Annotated in this window: 19 protein-coding genes; 16 read left to right on the forward strand and 3 right to left on the reverse strand. The window is 47.4% G+C overall.

Annotation, left to right across the window (positions count from 1 at the left end):
- Positions 1-35: 35 nt before the first annotated feature.
- Positions 36-1,511: a flotillin family protein gene (locus J7E21_RS04205; protein ID WP_215105030.1), complete on the forward strand. Its 1,476-nt coding sequence runs from the start codon at positions 36-38 to the stop codon at positions 1,509-1,511.
- Positions 1,512-1,576: 65 nt separating this feature from the next.
- Here J7E21_RS04205 and J7E21_RS04210 read toward each other — a convergent pair whose 3' ends face one another.
- Positions 1,577-1,996: a hypothetical protein gene (locus tag J7E21_RS04210; protein ID WP_215105032.1), complete on the reverse strand. Its 420-nt coding sequence runs from the start codon at positions 1,994-1,996 to the stop codon at positions 1,577-1,579.
- A 369-nt stretch (positions 1,997-2,365) separates the two neighbouring features.
- Positions 2,366-3,268 carry an aldo/keto reductase gene (locus tag J7E21_RS04215; protein ID WP_215105034.1) on the reverse strand — a complete coding sequence of 301 codons (903 nt, stop codon included), beginning with the start codon at positions 3,266-3,268 and terminating at the stop codon, positions 2,366-2,368.
- A gap of 80 nt (positions 3,269-3,348) precedes the next feature.
- Between J7E21_RS04215 and J7E21_RS04220 the strand changes: the two genes are divergently transcribed.
- The 7 genes from J7E21_RS04220 (at position 3,349) to J7E21_RS04250 (ending at position 9,947) form a co-directional block, all read left to right on the forward strand.
- Positions 3,349-3,900: an NUDIX domain-containing protein gene (locus tag J7E21_RS04220; protein ID WP_215105036.1), complete on the forward strand. Its 552-nt coding sequence runs from the start codon at positions 3,349-3,351 to the stop codon at positions 3,898-3,900.
- A gap of 104 nt (positions 3,901-4,004) precedes the next feature.
- A complete protein-coding gene (gene fur, locus J7E21_RS04225; RefSeq protein ID WP_215105038.1) occupies positions 4,005-4,472 on the forward strand; it encodes a ferric iron uptake transcriptional regulator in 468 nt (155 codons plus the stop codon).
- A 68-nt stretch (positions 4,473-4,540) separates the two neighbouring features.
- Positions 4,541-5,443: a site-specific tyrosine recombinase XerD gene (xerD, locus tag J7E21_RS04230; RefSeq protein ID WP_215105039.1), complete on the forward strand. Its 903-nt coding sequence runs from the start codon at positions 4,541-4,543 to the stop codon at positions 5,441-5,443.
- A gap of 68 nt (positions 5,444-5,511) precedes the next feature.
- Positions 5,512-6,696 (forward strand): phosphopentomutase, encoded by a 1,185-nt coding sequence (gene deoB / locus J7E21_RS04235; RefSeq protein WP_215105040.1) that lies wholly within the window; start codon positions 5,512-5,514, stop codon positions 6,694-6,696.
- A gap of 17 nt (positions 6,697-6,713) precedes the next feature.
- The gene (locus tag J7E21_RS04240) at positions 6,714-8,018 is read left to right on the forward strand and encodes a pyrimidine-nucleoside phosphorylase (RefSeq protein ID WP_215105041.1); all 1,305 of its coding nucleotides are present in this window, start codon (positions 6,714-6,716) and stop codon (positions 8,016-8,018) included.
- 67 nt (positions 8,019-8,085) lie between these two features.
- The gene (lysA, locus tag J7E21_RS04245) at positions 8,086-9,408 is read left to right on the forward strand and encodes a diaminopimelate decarboxylase (protein WP_215105042.1); all 1,323 of its coding nucleotides are present in this window, start codon (positions 8,086-8,088) and stop codon (positions 9,406-9,408) included.
- Positions 9,409-9,587: 179 nt separating this feature from the next.
- On the forward strand, positions 9,588-9,947 hold the full coding sequence (locus J7E21_RS04250; RefSeq protein ID WP_215105043.1) for a GNAT family N-acetyltransferase: 360 nt from the start codon (positions 9,588-9,590) through the stop codon (positions 9,945-9,947).
- A 3-nt stretch (positions 9,948-9,950) separates the two neighbouring features.
- Here the strand turns inward: J7E21_RS04250 and J7E21_RS04255 are convergent, their stop codons facing one another.
- Complete coding sequence (locus tag J7E21_RS04255) at positions 9,951-10,451, reverse strand: DUF309 domain-containing protein (RefSeq protein ID WP_215105044.1); 501 nt, start codon at positions 10,449-10,451, stop codon at positions 9,951-9,953.
- Between the two features lie 62 nt (positions 10,452-10,513).
- Here J7E21_RS04255 and J7E21_RS04260 point away from each other — a divergent pair, with 62 nt between their 5' ends.
- From J7E21_RS04260 to J7E21_RS04295, 8 genes are all read left to right on the forward strand, one after another.
- On the forward strand, positions 10,514-11,290 hold the full coding sequence (locus J7E21_RS04260; protein ID WP_215105046.1) for a segregation/condensation protein A: 777 nt from the start codon (positions 10,514-10,516) through the stop codon (positions 11,288-11,290).
- Positions 11,262-11,852: an SMC-Scp complex subunit ScpB gene (gene scpB, locus J7E21_RS04265; RefSeq protein WP_215105048.1), complete on the forward strand. Its 591-nt coding sequence runs from the start codon at positions 11,262-11,264 to the stop codon at positions 11,850-11,852. Before J7E21_RS04260 ends, scpB begins: the two co-directional genes overlap by 29 nt.
- A gap of 164 nt (positions 11,853-12,016) precedes the next feature.
- Positions 12,017-12,748, forward strand: a complete 732-nt coding sequence (locus J7E21_RS04270) for a pseudouridine synthase (RefSeq protein ID WP_215105050.1) — start codon at positions 12,017-12,019, stop codon at positions 12,746-12,748.
- An 88-nt stretch (positions 12,749-12,836) separates the two neighbouring features.
- A complete protein-coding gene (gene resA, locus J7E21_RS04275) occupies positions 12,837-13,388 on the forward strand; it encodes a thiol-disulfide oxidoreductase ResA (protein WP_285228725.1) in 552 nt (183 codons plus the stop codon).
- Between the two features lie 13 nt (positions 13,389-13,401).
- Positions 13,402-15,054, forward strand: a complete 1,653-nt coding sequence (locus J7E21_RS04280; protein WP_215105052.1) for a cytochrome c biogenesis ResB family protein — start codon at positions 13,402-13,404, stop codon at positions 15,052-15,054.
- Positions 15,051-16,235 carry a c-type cytochrome biogenesis protein CcsB gene (gene ccsB, locus J7E21_RS04285; RefSeq protein ID WP_215105054.1) on the forward strand — a complete coding sequence of 395 codons (1,185 nt, stop codon included), beginning with the start codon at positions 15,051-15,053 and terminating at the stop codon, positions 16,233-16,235. Before J7E21_RS04280 ends, ccsB begins: the two co-directional genes overlap by 4 nt.
- Before the next feature lie 100 nt (positions 16,236-16,335).
- Positions 16,336-17,052: a response regulator transcription factor gene (locus tag J7E21_RS04290; RefSeq protein ID WP_215105056.1), complete on the forward strand. Its 717-nt coding sequence runs from the start codon at positions 16,336-16,338 to the stop codon at positions 17,050-17,052.
- Positions 17,045-18,823, forward strand: coding sequence for an ATP-binding protein (locus J7E21_RS04295; protein ID WP_215105058.1), 1,779 nt, complete (start codon positions 17,045-17,047; stop codon positions 18,821-18,823). The genes J7E21_RS04290 and J7E21_RS04295 overlap by 8 nt, the downstream gene beginning before the upstream one ends.
- Positions 18,824-18,827: the final 4 nt, after the last annotated feature.

Below are 18,827 nucleotides of genomic sequence, written 5' to 3' on the forward strand. Positions count from 1 at the left end.
GGGGTAGATTAGCATAATGAAGGGGATGGAATGTTATGGAATCAATCGGAATTATTTCAATCTTAATTGTCGTATTAATTTTAGCGGCAATTGCGGGCATCGGGTATTTCTTCTGGATGAAAATCCGCTACCGAACCGCCAAATCAAATGAAGCTTTGATCATCACGGGGCCGAAACTCGGCGATCCTCAGAAGGATACGAATATTTTTACGGATGATGAAGGTCGGTCGATGAAAATCATCCGTGGCGGCGGTTATTTGCTGCGGCGTTTCCAGACCTCAACGCCGGTCAGTTTGACGTCTTTCCAGCTGAAACTTGCAACGCCGCGCGTCTACACGAATGCTGGGGTGCCGATTGTGGCGGATGCCGTCGCGATGGTGAAAGTCGCAGATACATTAAACGGCATCGCCAACTATGCAGAGCAATTCCTCGGTAAAGAACAGGAAGAAATCGAACTGGAAATCATCGAAGTGCTCGGCAGTAATTTGCGTGCCATTCTATCGAAAATGACGGTCGAAGACATCAACAGCGACCGGGAGAAGTTCAACACCGATGTCCAGGAAATCGCACAAAAGCAGCTCGATTTGATGGGTTTTAAAATCACCTCGCTCGGGCTGACGGATCTCCGGGATGCCGATGAAAACAACGGCTATTTGGAAAACCTGGGCCGTCCGCGCATAGCGGAAGTACGCAAGTATGCAGAAATCGCTGAAGCAAACACCGAGCGGGAGACACGCATTCACCGTGCGCAGACCGACCAGGAAGCGAAAGAAGAAGAGTACAAGCGCCAAATTTCCATCGCCGAATCCCGCAAGCAAAAAGATTTGAAAGATGCGGCATTTATGGAAGAAACAGAACGAGCGCGTGCCAAGTCCGAACAATCCTATGAACTTGAAAAGGCGAAACTTGCAATGGAAATTCAAGAAGAAGAATTGAACATGCAGTTTATGGCACGCGAACGCGCGGTCCGGCTCGAAGAAGAAGAAAGCAAAGTCCGCAAAACGAAAGCAGATGCCAGCTACTACGAAACAACGCGTACTGCCGAGGCGGAAGCGAGACGTTCTGTCATCGACGGGGAAGCGAAAGCGAAGATTAAACGCGATGAAGGTGCTGCTGAAGCGGAAGTCATCCGTGAACGAGGGAAAGCGGAAGCGGAATCACGCAAACTGTTGGCGGAAGCGATGGAAGAGCATGGCGATGTCATCATTGCCGAAAAACTCATCGAAATGATTCCAGTATTCGCCGAAAAAGTGGCGCAACCGCTCAATAATATCGATTCGGTGAAAATCATCGATTCCGGAAATGGCCAAGGCGTGCCGTCTTTCGGCAGAAGTGTGACACAGACCATGGTCGACATGCAGGAGCCATTGAAGGAAATGACCGGTATTGATATTTCCGAAATGTTGAAATCCTATACTTCGAAAAGCTCAGCAATAATCGAACGGGCAACACCACAAGCCGAAGAACAGCCTGTCGCTGTAGAAGTGAAGGAAGATCCAGAACAGACGTGAACTGAAAAAAAAATAAAAAGACGGAGAACATAAATCCTGTTCTCCGTCTTTTTATGTTGATGTTATTAGACCGTCATAATATCTTTGAACATCTGCTTTAAGCTTTTCGCGACATCGTTTAGATGGAAATCTTTTCGTGCTTCCGCTTGCTGCTGCTCGATGAATGTTTCGGACGTACGATTTTTTGAAAACGGCGTCAACGTATGAAGCTCTTTCGGGTGGCTTTCTGCCAGCAGGCGCAATGATGCGAACACCGGCTCAGTAAGTTCAAATCGATGATAGCCATTCGGCATGTTTATGATTTTTTCCGGGGCGTCTGCAAGCAGCCAGTTGTCTTCTGCTTCCCAAGCCAGCTTATGATTTTTAAATTCCTGTCCAAAGGATCTTGTCACAGATTCAACAACGAGATAAGAATGCATCGAAATGGCATCACCATCTACTGACTGGTAAGATTTTTTGGATTGGGTCAAATAAAAATTCATCATTTTGAACGCCTCCGATTTTGTGAAATTAAGTATTTAAAATTTCAATCGTAATCAGTATATTCACTTTGTGGTATTCTTTCAAACCTGCAAAAGTCCTCTTTTGTAAAAATAAGCGGCTTCAGCGCTAACCAATAAACAGAGAGATTACAGTAGAAAAAAACAGAAAAACCGCTGTATAACAAGCGTTTATGCAATATTCGACAGTTAGAGGGAAAAGTTTGTATAAGGAAAACCCCTAAAAAGGGGTCAAATGTCCTTAACTGTATCGCAGCCCCGCGTTTTTGTTGAATTCGAGCGGCTATTTGGCAAAAAAACGCATCCTAAACACACACTACGCCATCGATTGACGTTTAATGGAAGTTTCTGCTTTCAATCGCGATGCTGTTCATAACGGTCCAGACGCGTGGATTGCTTTGCTTTAGTGATTTGTTCAGCGCTGACAGGCTGTTCGTAAGCGTGCAGCGTTTCGCGCAGTTGCTCGGGACTGCTTGCTCCGGTGACCGCTGCTGCGACGGTGCTGTCTGACAGGACGGAGTGCACGGCGAGCGCATGTACGCTGTCATGAATATCCGATAGCTTTTTCAATGTCTCCATCAGCTGTTCTTTGCCGTATTGCAAATAATCACCCATCTTGTCCGCACGGGAAACCCCTTCAGCAGTCAGCAAGCCTTTTGCCAGACTGCCGCGAGCAACAACAGAGCGCCCAGTTTCACCGATGCCTGGCAAAAACTCCTCAGGACGCCGGTCGAGCAGGCTGTATTGCATCATGATGGACGAAATATCGCTGTTGTCTAGAAAACGCCAGATGATATTCGGGCGTATTGAGGAGATACCATATGCGCGGATCAAGCCTTCTTTTTTCAGGTCTTCGAACGCTTGGATCGTTTCTTCGGAATTATCGGTAATCATGCCACCGTGAAGCTGATAGAGGTCCAAGTAATCCGTCTTTAGGCGGCGCAGCGAATGATGGATCTGTGTTTTAATATAATCCTTGCCCGGATTCCATTTCACTTCGTCCGAGTCCTCCGACCATTCGTTTCCTACTTTGCTTGCCAGTATGACATCGCCTCTGCGCTTGCCGAGTGCCTCGCCAATAAGTACTTCGTTTTTTCCTTTGCCGTAAAAATCAGCTGTATCGAAATAATTGACGCCGTGCCCAATCGCTTCATCGACAATTGCTGATGCTTGTTTCGGATCTTCCGGCAGCGACATGCAGCCGAGTGCAATTTCACTGACTTCGAGCCCGCTATTGCCAAGCATGTTCTTCTTCATCTCTTCACCTCATTGTAAAATTTTGTTTCCTCTATGGTATACTTTGCGGTATTGAAACCACAAATGAAATGAGGGCCAGCATGAAGAAATTTGAAGAAAAAACGCTCCACAGCGAACGGTTATACGAAGGCAAAGTCATCAACCTGAAAGTGGATGATGTGTTACTGCCGAACGGTAAGCAGTCGAAACGTGAATTGATCGAGCACCCCGGAGCTGTTGCGATCATCGCTGTGACAGACGAACAGAAAATCATTATGGTCGAACAATACCGTAAAGCATTGGAACGCCCGCTCGTTGAAATACCGGCTGGAAAACTGGAACAAGGCGAAGCGCCAGAGACGACGGCACTTCGTGAATTGGAAGAGGAAACCGGCTATTCCGCAGAAAAGCTTGAAAAAGTCATCAGTTTTTCCACTTCGCCAGGATTTGCGGATGAAGTGGTTCATGTATTTCTGGCAAGCGGACTGCATGCCGCCAAAAACGGCGCGGTCACAGATGATGACGAGTTTGTGGAATTGATGGAAGTGACGGTAGCAGAAGCCGAGGAATTGATCCGAAGTGAACGGATTTTTGATGCGAAAACAGCGTATGCTGTGCAATGGGTTAAAAACTACTTATCAGATAAGAATTAATACAATTACTATTTAATAATGATTCTAAATAATAAACGGCATCGATTGTTGTAATCGAGAACGCCCTTTTGATATAATGAAAACAGTTTGAGGGAGGGCGTCGCATGGAAACAAGGATTGATCGTATAAAAAAGCAATTACACGCTGCGAGTTACAAGCTGACGCCACAGCGTGAAGCAACGGTACGGATATTACTTGATCATGAAGAAGATCATCTAAGTGCTGAGGATGTCTATCTATTGGTCAAAGACATTGCGCCGGAAATTGGCTTGGCTACTGTTTACCGCACTTTGGAATTACTCACCGAATTGAAAATTGTCGATAAAATAAATTTCGGGGACGGCGTTTCCCGTTACGATCTGCGTCAGGAAGGCGCGGCACACTTTCACCATCACCTTGTCTGCCTGGAGTGCGGAGCGGTCGATGAAATTCAGGAAGATTTGCTTGAAGATGTAGAAGCGATCGTGGAAAAGCGTTGGAATTTCCAAATCAAAGATCACCGTCTTACTTTTCATGGCATATGCTGGCGCTGCAATGATTTGGGTGCTGAAAAGCCAGAGAACGACGCATAAAAGGCGGCCTTTTGAAGGCGGCCTTTTTTTCGTAACCGTTTAGTTGGACATTCGAAGGAGGAAAACCGATGAAAGATGCGAAAGATGCATTGGACGATTATTTACATTTTCTCCGTGTAGAAAGACAACTTGCAGACAATACGCTCATTTCATACACACGCGATTTAAAAGCGTATTTGCAGTTTATGGGTGAAGTGGAGCAATTGCAATCACTCGGGAAAATCGAGCGGGTACATATTTTAAATTATTTGCGCCACCTGCAGGAAATGGCGAAAAATTCCCGCACCGTGGCGCGCCACATTTCTTCTATCCGCTCATTTCACCAATTTCTCATCAGGGAAAAGCGCAGTGGTTCGGATCCGACAGTTCATTTGGAAATGCCGAAAATGGACAAAAAACTGCCGAATGTTCTGTCCGTTGAAGAAATCGATGCCTTATTGGAATCACCAGACACATCCAAAGCGAGCGGATTGCGGGACCGTGCGATGCTCGAATTGCTCTATGCAAGCGGCATGCGTGTCAGTGAATGCATCAATTTGGATATAGAAGATGTCCATTTGACGATGGGCTTTGTGCGCTGCACCGGAAAAGGCGGCAAGGAACGGATCATTCCACTCGGCCGTGCAGCACTTGAAGCGAACCGCGAATATATTGAGTCTGGCCGATTGGAAATGCGCAACACTTCGGAGAAAACAGATGCGCTGTTCATCAATCAACGGGGAAAACGTTTAACGAGGCAAGGGTTCTGGAAATTATTAAAGCAGCATACGAAAAAAGCAGGCATCCAAAAAGAATTGACGCCGCATACATTGCGCCACTCGTTCGCGACGCACCTGATCGAAAATGGGGCGGATCTGCGGGCAGTGCAGGAAATGCTCGGACACGCCGATATTTCAACAACTCAAATCTACACACATGTCAGCAAAACCCGGTTAAAGGATGTTTACAGCCAATTTCACCCTCGCGCTTAAGAGAAGTCTGACTTCCGACATGAGTAGCTTTTGTGGTAGAATCAAAGCGTAAATAAGGAGGAACTTACATGACAATGAAACCGTTTACCCGTATTCATTTAATAGTATTGGATTCTGTCGGCATCGGTGAAGCACCGGATGCTGAAGCGTTTGGAGACAAAGGCGCTAATACGCTCGGGCATATCGCCGAATCCGTTGATGGCTTATCGATGCCGAACATGGAAAAGCTCGGACTCGCCAATATTGTACCGGTCAAAGGACTGGCAGCGCAGAAACGGCCGGCTGCTCATTTCGGCCGTCTGCAAGAGGCGTCTGTCGGGAAAGATACGATGACCGGACATTGGGAAATTATGGGCTTGAACATCGATACGCCTTTTAAAGTATACCCACAAGGCTTCCCGGAGGAATTGATCGAAAAGCTTGAACAGGCGACTGGCCGCAAAGTGATTGGCAATAAACCGGCGAGCGGCACGGAAATTTTAGATGAACTTGGCCAAGAGCATATGGAGACCGGCGCATTGATCGTCTACACTTCTGCTGACCCCGTGCTGCAAATTGCAGCCCACGAGGAAATCATCCCATTAGAAGAGCTTTATCGCATTTGCGAAATTGCACGCGAGCTGACGCTTAGTGCTGAATTTCTCGTCGGGCGTGTTATTGCACGTCCGTTCCTCGGGCAACCGGGTGCATTCAAGCGCACAACAAACCGCCACGATTATGCACTGGCGCCATTTGACCGTACCGTCATGAACGAACTCAAGGACGCTGGAAAAGACGTCATCGCCATCGGCAAAATCAATGATATATACAATGGCGCAGGCGTGACTGAAGCACTGCGCACTACCGATAATTCGGATGGTGTGGATAAGCTCATGCAGGTCATCGGCAAAGATTTCAACGGACTCAGTTTTTTGAACTTGGTCGACTTTGATGCGCTTTTCGGCCACCGGAGAGATCCGAAAGGCTACGCTGAAGCGCTAGAAGCATTCGATCAGCGCTTGCCTCAAGTGCTCGAAGGATTGAAGGAAGATGATTTGCTGCTCATCACGGCGGATCACGGAAACGACCCGACATTCCCGGGAACAGATCATACACGTGAATATGTGCCGCTGCTTGCCTATTCGACTCGCTTTAACGGTGGGAATGACCTTGGCACGGGTGCAACATTCGCAAACATCGGCGCGACGGTCGCCGAGAATTTCGCTTGTGAAATGCCGAAGTTCGGCACAAGCTTTTTATCGAAACTAAACTGAAAAGGCGGGATTCATCAATGAGAATGGTGGACTTGATCGAAAAAAAACGAGACGGCTTTGAGCTGTCTACAGAAGAAATCCGTTTTATCGTTTCGGGCTATACACAAGAGGAAATCGCTGATTATCAAATGAGTTCGTTTTTGATGGCGGTATTTTTCCAGGATATGAGTGAGCGGGAACGGGCAGATTTGACGATGGCAATGGCCGAATCGGGAGACCAAATCGATTTGTCTGAAATCGAAGGCATCAAAGTGGACAAACATTCGACAGGAGGCGTTGGCGATACGACGACTTTAGTACTCGGACCGCTTGTCGCTGCTTGCGGAGTGCCGGTAGCGAAAATGAGCGGCCGCGGGCTTGGCCACACGGGCGGAACAATCGACAAACTTGAAGCGATCGAAGGCTTCAATGTCGAATTATCCACAAAGGATTTCATCCGCCAAGTGAACGAACATAAACTGGCGGTCATCGGCCAAAGCGGCAATTTGACGCCTGCCGATAAGAAAATGTATTCACTTCGCGATGTCACTGCAACTGTCAACAGCATTCCGCTCATTGCAAGTTCCATCATGAGCAAAAAAATCGCTGCAGGTGCAAATGCCATCGTCCTCGACGTGAAAACAGGCGAAGGCGCATTTATGAAAACTGAAGAAGATGCGAAAAAACTGGCGCATGCGATGGTCGGCATCGGCAACGCTACGGGTCGCAAAACAATGGCCATCATTTCGGATATGAGCCAGCCATTAGGATTTGCAATCGGCAACGCGCTTGAAGTGAAAGAAGCGATTGAAACTCTGCAAGGCAAAGGTCCGAAAGATTTGACCGAGCTGTGCCTCGTGCTGGGCAGCCAAATGGTCGTCGTTGGCGGCAAGGCGGAAACTTTGGAACAGGCGCGTACGATGCTTGAGCGCGTCATTGAAGACGGCAGCGCACTTGAAGCATTCCGCCAGCTGATTGCGGACCAGGGCGGCAACCCACAAGTAATCGATGACGTCTCGCTGCTTCCACAAGCGAAATTCATTACCGAACTGCCAGCGACACAAGACGGCTATATTTCCTTTATGGAAGCAGATGAAATCGGGACGGCGGCGATGGTGCTCGGTGCAGGCCGCGCCACAAAAGACTCGGTCATCGATTTGTCGGTCGGCTTGGTGCTGCATAAAAAAGTCGGCGATTTCGTAAAACAAGGCGAAGCGCTTGCAACCATTTATTCGAACACACAAGACCTCGCAGAATGCCAGAAAATGTTATACAATAGTATCGAGTATTCAAACGAGCCGGTTGAAGCGATTCAGCTTGTCTCCGCTTTGATCACCGATTAAACGAATCTTGCTGGGTGTAGGCTCAGCAGGATTTTTACTTTACATAGCCCATTCAGGAGGAGTCGCCATGCATTTATACGGGACACAATCAATTAACGAAAAAGGCCATTTGACGATCGGGGACGTTGACACAGTCGACCTCGCAGCGCAATACGGCACACCACTTTTTGTCTATGACATCGCTTTATTCAGAGAACGCGCACAGGCGTTCCAAAAAACTTTCGAAAAAGAACACATCAACTATCAAGTCGCCTATGCCAGCAAAGCCTTTTCTGGCATAGCCATCTACCAGGTGGCGGCGCAAGAAAGCCTATCGCTCGATGTCGTGTCCGGCGGAGAATTGTTCACGGCAATCCAAAGCGGGTTTCCACGAGAGAAAATCCACTTCCATGGCAATAACAAAAGCCAGGCGGAAATCGACATGGCGTTTGATGAAAAAATCGGCTGCATCGTTGTCGACAATTTCCACGAAATCTCATTGCTGAAAAAAACGGCGGAACAGCGCAAGCAACACATGAAGATCTTGCTGCGTGTCACTCCGGGTATCGAAGCGCATACACATGACTATATTACGACAGGCCAGGAAGATTCGAAGTTCGGATTCGATTTGAACAATGGCCAGGCAGACCGGGCGTTCAAAGAAACATATGGTCACGGCTATCTTCAATTAATCGGCCTGCACTGCCATATCGGGTCGCAGATTTTCGATACAGCTGCTTTTCAAATGGCATCCGAAAAATTATTGCTGAAAATGGCTGCTTGGCGCAATGACTACTCGTATACGTGCACGGTGTTGAATTTAGGCGGAGGTTTCGGCATACGCTATACTGAGGAAGACACACCGCTCGCGCCTGCTGCTTATGTCCAGGATATGATCCATACTGTTAAGGCGGCATCTGCAGAAGCGAAATTTCCAGTGCCGGAAATCTGGATCGAACCGGGCCGCTCGCTGATTGGGGATGCCGGAACGACACTTTATACGATTGGCTCGATGAAAGAAGTGCCAGGTACACGGCGCTATGCAGCAGTTGACGGGGGCATGTCGGACAATATCCGGCCAGCATTGTACGGCGCAAAATACAGTTCTTTGATTGCAAACCGTGCCAAAGAGCAAGCTTCAGAACTCTACACAATCGCAGGAAAATGCTGCGAATCCGGAGATAAGCTCATTGAAGAAGCCAACTTGCCGGAAGTTTCAGCGGGGGATATTCTCGCTGTTTTCTGCACCGGGGCTTACGGCTATTCGATGGCCAGCAATTATAATCGGATTGCACGACCGGCAGTTGTTTTTGCAGAATCCGGACAGCACCAGCTGGTCATTCGCCGGGAAAGCTTTGAAGATTTGGTCAAAAATGAAATGGGTTATACACAGGAGGGGGCTAAGCGATGAGAAAGCAAAACATTAGGCTGTTTCTTTTCGTCCTCTTTATGGCATTTGCCTGGGGCATCGTCTACTGGGTGTTTTTTTCGCACAATGTAATGGAGTAAACCCTAAGGAAACTTGAGTTATTGGAGCTTTTATAGTAGTATGGGTGAAGCTGCTTTTAAGATGAAAATGAGGGATCAATTATGTTATATAGATACAAAAAATCATTTGAAAAGATCGCCATGGGCTTGTTGTCATTCATGCCCAAAGAACGCGAACTGAAAAAGCTACAGCAGACTATGCACATTTACGAAGAAAATCCGCAATGGCAATTGTTCCTTTGGAAAAAAGAGGACGATTTCGTTGGGTTATTAGGTGTGGAAGTCGCAGAGGATCATTACATCATCCATCATGTATCGGTGAACCCCTCCCATCGCGGAGATGGCATCGGCCATGAGATGATCGATAAAATACAGCACATGATGCAGCACCGGGAGATGCGGGCTACAAACGAAACCGAAGCTTTCCTGAATAAATGCCCAGTAAAAAAAGGCGGCCTTTAATTCTTAAAGGTTCCGCCTTTTTTTCTGTTGTCGCAGCTCAATGATTTCCGTCCGGTCACGGAGCCTATGCTTGTGCATTATATAATAGTCGTCATAGCCGGGAGACAAATACTGCTGTTTTTGCTGTTCGACAGCACGTATTAATTCCCCGGGGAGAAGAGGCAGCTCGCGGTTCTCGTACGGGTGGCGATCCGTGACGCCTTGAATTGAGTCTGTAAGGAGATCGATCAACTCACTATGGTCGAAGCCTTCTGTCCAAATGCTTGCTTCAGCGAGTTTCGCCTTTGCGCGAATAAACGAGCGCAGTGCACCCGGATAGTTGCTGCGGCGCCAATGGTACATGCCGACGGCCAATTGGATCCAGCCCGTCAACGGGTGTGTCTTGTCTTTCGGCGCGATTTCTTTCCAATATTCTTCGCCGACTTCATGGCATTCAAAAAAATCTCTTTCTTCATTGAAATGGATGATGTATTGAAGAAACAATGGATGGGTGAGCGGATGCATTTGGATCCCCTTTCTTTTATAATAATTAATAGTAGGAATTTGAACAGTCAGGTGGTCAGAGTATGTCTTACGAAGTGAAAGTGGAAGCCTTTGAAGGTCCTCTTGATTTATTATTGCATTTAATCCATCGTTTGGAAATTGATATTTACGACATCCCGGTTTCCCAAATCACTACACAGTATATGGAGCATATCCGCGCAATGCAAGTGCTCGAACTCAACGAAGCGAGCGAATACTTGGTGATGGCGGCAACACTCCTAGCCATCAAAAGCAAGACGCTGCTGCCGGTGCATGAAGGAGAGCTTGAGGAAGTCGATTATGAATTTGTAGAACAAGACCCCCGGAATGAATTGGTGTCCAGGTTGATCGAATACAAAAAGTACAAGGAAGCGGCAGGTGAACTGAAAAAGATGGAAAACGCCCGTGCGGTCCTGTATTCGAAAGCACCGGACGATTTGTCGGAATTGCAGGAGCAGCAGCCGGCACCTGTCGATATTGATGCCAATGCATACGATATGCTCAGCGCATTTCAAAAGATGCTGCGCAGGAAACAATTGAGGGCGCCTCTCGCAACACGCGTCGCAAGACAGGAACTATCGATCAAACAGCAGATGGGCACGATGGTCAGCCTCTTGAAATCACGCAACGGCCGTGCCAGTTTTTCTGAGCTGTTTCCATCGGATGATCGGACAGTGCTCGTCGTTTCGTTCCTATCACTGCTTGAATTGATGAAGCGGCAAGTGATTAAAGTAGAACAGCAAAAAAACTTCACTGATTTGTCGGTGGAACTGAGAAAGGAAACGTGGCAAGATGAAGAAGAATCTTTCGGGCCAAATTGAAGCGCTATTATTTGTCACAGGGGATGACGGACTCAATTTTAGCCAGTTGCAGTTTTTGACGGGTACGTCGGCAGAACAAATCGAACAGGCGCTAATGGAATTGAAAAATCTCTATGATCAACAAGCACACGGTATCATGCTGAAAGAGCTAGCGGGTGTCTATCAATTGGTCACCAAGCCGGAGCTGGCTGAAACGATCCAGAAACTGGTCGAAAACCCGAGCGTCCAATCCTTGTCTCAGGCCTCGCTGGAAGTGTTGGCGATTGTTGCCTATAAACAGCCGATTACGCGAGTGGAACTTGAGGATTTGCGTGGAGTGAAGAGTGAAAAAGCACTTGCTACACTGGCTGGCAAAGGATTGATCAAAGAATGCGGACGGGCAGAAGGAACCGGGCGGGCCATTCTTTACGGCACGACAGTGGAATTCCTGAATTATTTCGGCTTGAAAAACCTGGAGGAGCTGCCTCCGCTGCCGGAAGAACTGGCGGATGAGGCGGATGAAGAAACCGATCTTTTCATGACGAAGTTTCAAGAAGCTTTCAAAGAAGAAGTAAACGCATAATGGCTTACTGGGAAGACTGGGACGCGCAAACAGTCTTCTTTTCGTTTGAGCTATGCGCTTTCTCTTTACTTGGAATTGTGACATAATTTCGTGTAGATGGACGGAAATTTTCGGAATCGATGGCATATGCGATCGACAAATAAATAGATGAGGTGAACGGTTAAATGGAAAGATTACAAAAAGTGCTGGCTCATGCAGGGATTGCATCGAGGCGCAAAGCTGAACAAATGATTTTGGACGGTAAAGTAAGAGTGAATGGAAAAACAATAAAAGAATTGGGCGTCAAAGTATCAGCGTCCGATAAAATAGAAGTAGAAGGTGTCCAGCTGGAGAAAGAACGCAAAGTCTATTTTCTGCTTTACAAGCCGAGAGGCGTCATTTCAGCTGTTTCCGATGACAAAAACCGCAAAGTGGTGACTGAATTTTTCCCGAACGTCGAAGAGCGCATTTACCCGGTCGGGCGTCTTGACTACGAAACGTCAGGGCTATTGCTCTTGACCAATGACGGCGAATTCGCGAATAGCCTGACGCACCCGAAGTTTGAAATCGATAAAACATATGTTGCCCGTTTGAAAGGGATTCCGGAAAGGGAAGACCTGCAAAAGCTTGAGCGCGGCATTAAATTGGAAGATGGCATGACGGCACCGGCCAAGGTGAAGCTATTGTCAGCAGAACGCAAAGCGGCAAAAGCCATCGTCCAAATCACCATCCATGAAGGCCGTAACCGCCAAGTCCGCCGCATGTTCGAGGCAATCGGCTTCCCTGTGCAGAAATTGAGCCGTGAACAATTCGCCTTTTTGACATTGCATGGACTTAATGCAGGCGAATCAAGAGAGCTCAGCCCGCACGAAGTGAAATTATTGCGTGTTTTGGCGGATACTGGAAAAAGGCACTAACGTTCACAAACCCTTCAAAACTCGATTCAGGTGACTAGAGAAACTTTGTTATAATTGGGTTGCATCTTTCCTTCGAAGGAGGATTCTCATGAGTATGGAAAAAAAACGAAACAAAAAACAAAATAGAACGATTATGCGTACAGCCATTTTGCTGCTTTTGATCGCTGCTATCGGCTACACTATTTACAATAGCGTGACAGCCGGGGAAGTAGAAGTGTTGAAAGTGGGAGACCAGGCACCTGATTTTACACTGACGGATTTGAACGGGGAATCCCATAAATTGTCGGAGTACGAAGGACAAGGCGTATTCTTGAATTTCTGGGGCACATGGTGCGAGCCATGCGTTAGAGAGATGCCGGCGATGGCCAGCCAATACGATGTATATCGAGAGCAAGGTGTCCAAATTCTCGCAGTTAATATTGCACAATCGAATTTTGAAGTGGAAACGTTCGCTCGCCAATATGGACTCAATTTCCCGATTGTTATCGACCGCGATAAAAGCGTCATGACTGCATATAACATCCGCCCGCTTCCAACGACGATGCTAGTGAACCCGGAAGGCAAAATCGAGCGCATCGTCACCGGTGAAATGACAGAACAGGACATCGCAGGTTTTATGGAAGAAATCAAACCTGAATAAGGAGATTTTTTGGATGGACAAATTGCTTTGCAAATGCGGCCATGAAAATCCACCAGGCACGGTTCTCTGCGAATCGTGCGGGCGGCCGCTTAACGAACAGGAAGAAAATAAGGAATTAGCCGACATGCGTTACGAAGGTACGGCAAGGCGGTCACAGACATACAATAAATCGGTTATCGACAAAATATGGAACTTCTTTTCCAGTGTAAAAATCGGTGTCAGCATTATCATCATCTTATTGATCGCCGCGGCACTAGGTACGATTCTGCCGCAGCAGCAATATGTGCCGGCGAACACGGAAGCTACTATTGAAGCATATTATACCGATATTTATGGAACGGTCGGAACGGTCTACCATGCCTTAGGCTTCCATGATATGTACAATTCGTTCTGGTTTATCGGACTGGTCGGGATGTTGGCGATTTCGTTGATTATTGCAAGCTTGGATCGTTTCGTGCCGCTCTACAGATCACTGAAAAACCAGCGGGTCTTGCGCCATCCAAGTTTTATGCGCAAGCAACGGATTTATGGACACGGACCGGGACAAGAAGATACGTTGCAAAAAGCGGAAGAGAAGTTGAGCGAGCTGAAATACAAAGTGTCGACCGATAAGAACGGCCTGCTAGCTGAAAAAGGCCGTTTTTCGCGGTGGGGCCCTTATGTTAACCATATTGGATTGATCATCTTTCTGTTCGGCGTTATGCTGCGCATGATTCCCGGTTTTTACGTGGATGAAACATTGTGGATCCGAGAAGGTGAGACGCGTGCCATTCCGGATGCACCGGGGTATGTGCTTGAAAGCAAAGGCTTTACACTAGAAACCTATACGGGTGAAGGCGAACAGGAGAAATTCGGCGAAGCCATTGAACGCGTAGGAACGGTAGCGAAAAATTACCAGACGGATGTTGTGCTTTATAAAATTCCAGAAGGTGCATTGCCTGGCGATACGGACGAGATGGAAGTGGTAGAAGAATACCCGATCCGCGTCAATCAGCCGTTTAAGTTCGATGGCTATGCGCTTTATCAAATGGACTTCCGCCAAGATGAATTCAGCACAATGAGCTTTGCACTGGAAAACAAAGAAACAGGCGACAGCAGCGGCGATCTGACAATCGACCTGGTGAATCCAGAAACGAATTATGAACTTGCGGATGGATCGGTAGTCGAATTGCTCGGCTATTACCCGGACTTCTCCGGTTTCGAGAATGGGGAACCGCAAACAGCGTCGCCGCTTCCGAAAAATCCAGGATTCCTCGTCAAGATGACGACACCGGATACGCCGGACGGGGAAACCAGTTTCATCACGATCCAAAATACGGTCGAGCCTTTGGGCGACAACGACTATAAACTGGCGTTCCAGAGCGTAGAAACACGAGATGCATCCGGCTTGACGGTGCGCAAAGACCGCACATTACCGATTCTTGGGCTCGGCGGTTTGATCTTCATGATCGGCGTCGCACAAGGGATGTATTTCAACCATCGCCGCTTCTGGATCCAGCAACAGCAGGATGGCAGCATCCTGCTTGCAGGACACACAAACAAAAACTGGTTTGGCTTAAAGAAAGATTTGGATCAAGTAAATGAACACGCTTCTCTTCCAGCTTATCGCGACCAGCAGGAAGATTTGGAAGCGCAGGAGAAAAGGGAAGGTGAACAATTGACATGACGTTAGCCGATATTAGCTCCAATTTATTATACGTAGCGTTTATCGCTTATTTGATAGCAACCGTTATTTTCGGAGGAGCGGTCAAAGGCAATAAAGAAGGCTCTTTCAGATCAGAGCAGCGTTGGGGCAAAGTGGCCATCACCATCACAGTCATCGGCTTCCTCTCGCAGCTTGGCTATTTCATCACACGCTGGATAGTAACAGGGCATGCCCCTATCAGTAATATGTTCGAATTCACGACTGCATTCGGGATGACTCTTGTCGGTGGATTCATCATACTTTACGCACTTTACCGGACGGCTGTCCTCGGTATGATCGTCTTGCCGGTCGCGCTGTTAATCATTGCTTATGCAAGCATGTTCCCGAGTGAAGTGAGTCCTTTGATTCCAGCGCTTCAGACCAACTGGCTGGCGATTCACGTCATTACAGTCGTCATCGCGGAAGGGATTCTTGCGATCAGTGCAGCGGCGGGCTTGATTTATCTGCTCAAAGTCATCGATCAAAAGAAAAAATCGAAACAGCGCTTCTGGCTCGAAGCGATTATGTACTCGCTAGTACTCGTGCTCGGCTTCATCATTATCAGCACGTTTTTCACTTTGACGAATTACGAAGCGGATTTCGCTTATGTCAACAAAGATGAGCAAGCTTCTCAAATCACTTACAATATGCCAGCGATTTTCGGCATGAACGATTACGAGTCGCTTTCCGATGGGACATTTACACCGCTTGTGGAAATGCCACCGGTCATCCATGCTGGTAAATTGACGACGGTCTTCTGGTCTGTACTGGTCGGAACGGTTTTGTATTTATTGATTCGACTGATTTTCCGCAAACGGATCTCCGCGATGCTGCAGCCTTTTACAAAAAATGTGAATTTGCAGTTGATGGATGAAATCAATTACCGGGCAGTCATTATTGGCTTTCCGATCTTCACGCTCGGTGCGTTGGTTTTCGCCATGATCTGGGCGCAAATTGCGTGGTCGCGCTTCTGGGGTTGGGATCCGAAAGAAGTTTGGGCACTGGTTACATTTTTGTTCTACGCTGCGTATTTGCATTTGCGGCTCGGCAGAGGGTGGGCAGGCGAAAAGTCTGCATGGCTTGCGGTGATCGGATTTGTCATCATCATGTTCAACTTGGTGGCGGTGAACTTGATTATTGCAGGATTGCACTCGTACGCTTGACGAAAAAAGCCTTTTCCTTCAATGGAAAAGGCTTTTTGTTTATTTTTAGAACCCTTATCGGTACAATGAAACTATTGAGATGAAAGTTGGAGGGGTTAGCATGTCTGAAGAAATTAAAATTCTTGTAGTAGACGATGAAGAAAGAATCCGCCGCTTATTGAAAATGTATTTAGAGCGCGAAGGATATATGGTAGAAGAAGCTGAAAACGGCGTGGAAGCAATGGAGAAAGCATTAGAAACCGATTACCATTGCATCTTGCTCGACCTCATGATGCCGGAGAAGAATGGTATTGAAGTGGCGACAGAACTTCGCGAGACAAAAATGACGCCGATCATTATGCTGACTGCTAAAGGGGAGGAAGCGAACCGCGTGGAAGGATTTGAATCCGGAGCCGACGATTATATCGTCAAGCCGTTCAGCCCACGGGAAGTGGTGCTGCGGGTCAAAGCGATTTTGCGCCGGTCTTCCGCGTATTCGCCGACGACAAGCTCGAGCGTATCGAAAGACTTGGTCGTGTTCCCCCATTTAACGATCGATCACGACGCACACCGCGTAACGGCGGATGGTGTCGAAGTGAACTTAACTCCGAAAGAATACGAATTGCTGTATTTTCTCGCGAAATCCCCGGATAAAGTGTTCGACCGGGAGCACCTGCTGAAAGAAGTATGGCATTATGACTTTTTTGGTGATTTGCGTACCGTTGACACGCACGTTAAGCGCTTGCGTGAAAAACTGAACCGCGTATCTGAATCCGCCGCTAAAATGATTGTCACGGTTTGGGGCGTCGGATACAAATTCGAGGTCGGCAATGAATAGAATATGGAATAGTATCGTCGGGAAGCTGTGGGTAACCATTTTGCTTCTCGTTTCCTTTGTCCTGTTTATTGTAACCGTCCTGTTATTGGAGTTTCTCGGCAATTTCCATAGTGAAACCGTCGAAGAAGCACTCCATAATGAAGCGAATATGATTGCCCGGATCTTTAATGACTACGAAGGGGACAGCACGCTTTCGATCGTCGGCGAAGTGTTGGGAGATGAGACCAATGCCGTGATTGCTGAAGAGCCTGGCTCTATTTCCTATTTTCTGCATGACGGATTGAATGGCGAGGAAATTAGGGAAAAAATTATCAGCGAACCCGAGTTCCAAACCGTGTTCGAAAGTAATGAACCCGTGACCAAGGAAATGTTGCTGCCGTCCTTGTCAGAATCAGATCGCATGGAATCATACATCGTTATGGCTTCCCCATTGCAAACCAATGATGAACTGCATGGAACGGTATTCATTTATCAATCGTTGGAAGTAATGGACCGAACGGCTGAACGGACGACGAATATCGTCTTTCTTTCTGCTTTCCTCGCCTTGCTATTGACGACGATTTTTGCCTTTTTCCTGTCGACGCGCATCACCTCGCCGCTCCGCAATATGAGAGAAGGGGCGTTCGAACTCGCCAAAGGGAATTTTGATACGAAAGTGAAAGTGTCATCAGGAGACGAAATCGGCCAATTGGCGATTGCGTTTAACCAGATGGGCAGGCAGTTAAAAGATCACGTAGAAGTAATCAATCAGGAAAAAGAACAGTTGTCGAGCATCTTGACATCAATGGCAGATGCGGTTATTACATTTAACCAGGATAAAACGATTCTGCTGAGCAATCCCCCTGCCGAAAAGTTGCTGCACCAATGGTTGCAAAAAGGCGGGAAAACGGATTCGAAAGCTTTGCCGTCGGAAATGCTGCATATGCTTGATCATGTCTTGACATTCCAGGAGGAAATAGAAGAAGAACTTGAAATTGAAGGCGCCTACTATGCCATCAACTTCAGTCCGCTGTATGGAGGGCAAAGCGTGCGCGGGGCGGTAGCGGTGCTTCACAATATGACCGAACAGCACCGGTTGGAAAAATTGCGCGAAGACTTTATCGCCAATGTTTCCCATGAACTCCGCACGCCGATTGCGATGCTTCAAGGCTATAGCGAAGCGCTTCTTGATGACGTCGGCGCAAGTGATGAGGAACGCAATGAAATGACTAAGATCATCTATGAGGAATCTCAGCGCATGGGTCGCCTGGTGACGGATCTATTGAATTTGGCCCGCATGGAATCCGGCCATATGAGGCTTTACAAAGAGCTTGTTCAATTCAATACCGTTATTGAGCGCATGACCAATAAATTTGCTCAAGCTGCAAAAGAAAATGGCATCACACTTAGCTTCACGAGTGAAATCGATGACTGGGCAGCTGCCGACTTGGATGAAGACCGCATCGAACAAGTGATGACCAATTTGATCGATAATGCACTTCGCCATACGCCACAAGGAGGGCAAGTATGCGTGCGTGTCGAACAAACTGGAGACTACGCAAAAGTATCGGTGAACGATACAGGAGCTGGAATCTCACAAGAAGATTTGGCATTTGTCTTTGAACGTTTCTATAAAGCAGATAAAGCTCGTACGCTTGGTACAGGCGGTACAGGACTGGGCTTGGCGATTGCCAGCAATATCATTAAAGCGCATGCTGGGGAAATCCATGTCGAAAGCATACTCGGCAAAGGCACTTCCTTCATCTTCACACTGCCGATCACGAAGATGTAACTTT

It is taken from the genome of Planococcus sp. ISL-109 (assembly GCF_018613655.1).
Lineage (GTDB): Bacteria > Bacillota > Bacilli > Bacillales_A > Planococcaceae > Planococcus.

Coding starts and splice junctions, on each gene's coding strand:
- xerD (WP_215105039.1), top strand. CDS start 4,541: ATGAAAGATGCGAAAGATGCATTGGACGATTATTTACATTTTCTCCGT.
- J7E21_RS04240 (WP_215105041.1), top strand. CDS start 6,714: ATGAGAATGGTGGACTTGATCGAAAAAAAACGAGACGGCTTTGAGCTG.
- J7E21_RS04260 (WP_215105046.1), top strand. CDS start 10,514: ATGTCTTACGAAGTGAAAGTGGAAGCCTTTGAAGGTCCTCTTGATTTA.
- J7E21_RS04290 (WP_215105056.1), top strand. CDS start 16,336: ATGTCTGAAGAAATTAAAATTCTTGTAGTAGACGATGAAGAAAGAATC.
- J7E21_RS04270 (WP_215105050.1), top strand. CDS start 12,017: ATGGAAAGATTACAAAAAGTGCTGGCTCATGCAGGGATTGCATCGAGG.
- ccsB (WP_215105054.1), top strand. CDS start 15,051: ATGACGTTAGCCGATATTAGCTCCAATTTATTATACGTAGCGTTTATC.
- deoB (WP_215105040.1), top strand. CDS start 5,512: ATGACAATGAAACCGTTTACCCGTATTCATTTAATAGTATTGGATTCT.
- J7E21_RS04250 (WP_215105043.1), top strand. CDS start 9,588: ATGTTATATAGATACAAAAAATCATTTGAAAAGATCGCCATGGGCTTG.
- J7E21_RS04220 (WP_215105036.1), top strand. CDS start 3,349: ATGAAGAAATTTGAAGAAAAAACGCTCCACAGCGAACGGTTATACGAA.
- J7E21_RS04215 (WP_215105034.1), bottom strand. CDS start 3,268: ATGAAGAAGAACATGCTTGGCAATAGCGGGCTCGAAGTCAGTGAAATT.
- scpB (WP_215105048.1), top strand. CDS start 11,262: ATGAAGAAGAATCTTTCGGGCCAAATTGAAGCGCTATTATTTGTCACA.
- J7E21_RS04280 (WP_215105052.1), top strand. CDS start 13,402: ATGGACAAATTGCTTTGCAAATGCGGCCATGAAAATCCACCAGGCACG.
- fur (WP_215105038.1), top strand. CDS start 4,005: ATGGAAACAAGGATTGATCGTATAAAAAAGCAATTACACGCTGCGAGT.
- J7E21_RS04255 (WP_215105044.1), bottom strand. CDS start 10,451: ATGCATCCGCTCACCCATCCATTGTTTCTTCAATACATCATCCATTTC.
- lysA (WP_215105042.1), top strand. CDS start 8,086: ATGCATTTATACGGGACACAATCAATTAACGAAAAAGGCCATTTGACG.
- resA (WP_285228725.1), top strand. CDS start 12,837: ATGAGTATGGAAAAAAAACGAAACAAAAAACAAAATAGAACGATTATG.
- J7E21_RS04205 (WP_215105030.1), top strand. CDS start 36: ATGGAATCAATCGGAATTATTTCAATCTTAATTGTCGTATTAATTTTA.
- J7E21_RS04295 (WP_215105058.1), top strand. CDS start 17,045: ATGAATAGAATATGGAATAGTATCGTCGGGAAGCTGTGGGTAACCATT.
- J7E21_RS04210 (WP_215105032.1), bottom strand. CDS start 1,996: ATGATGAATTTTTATTTGACCCAATCCAAAAAATCTTACCAGTCAGTA.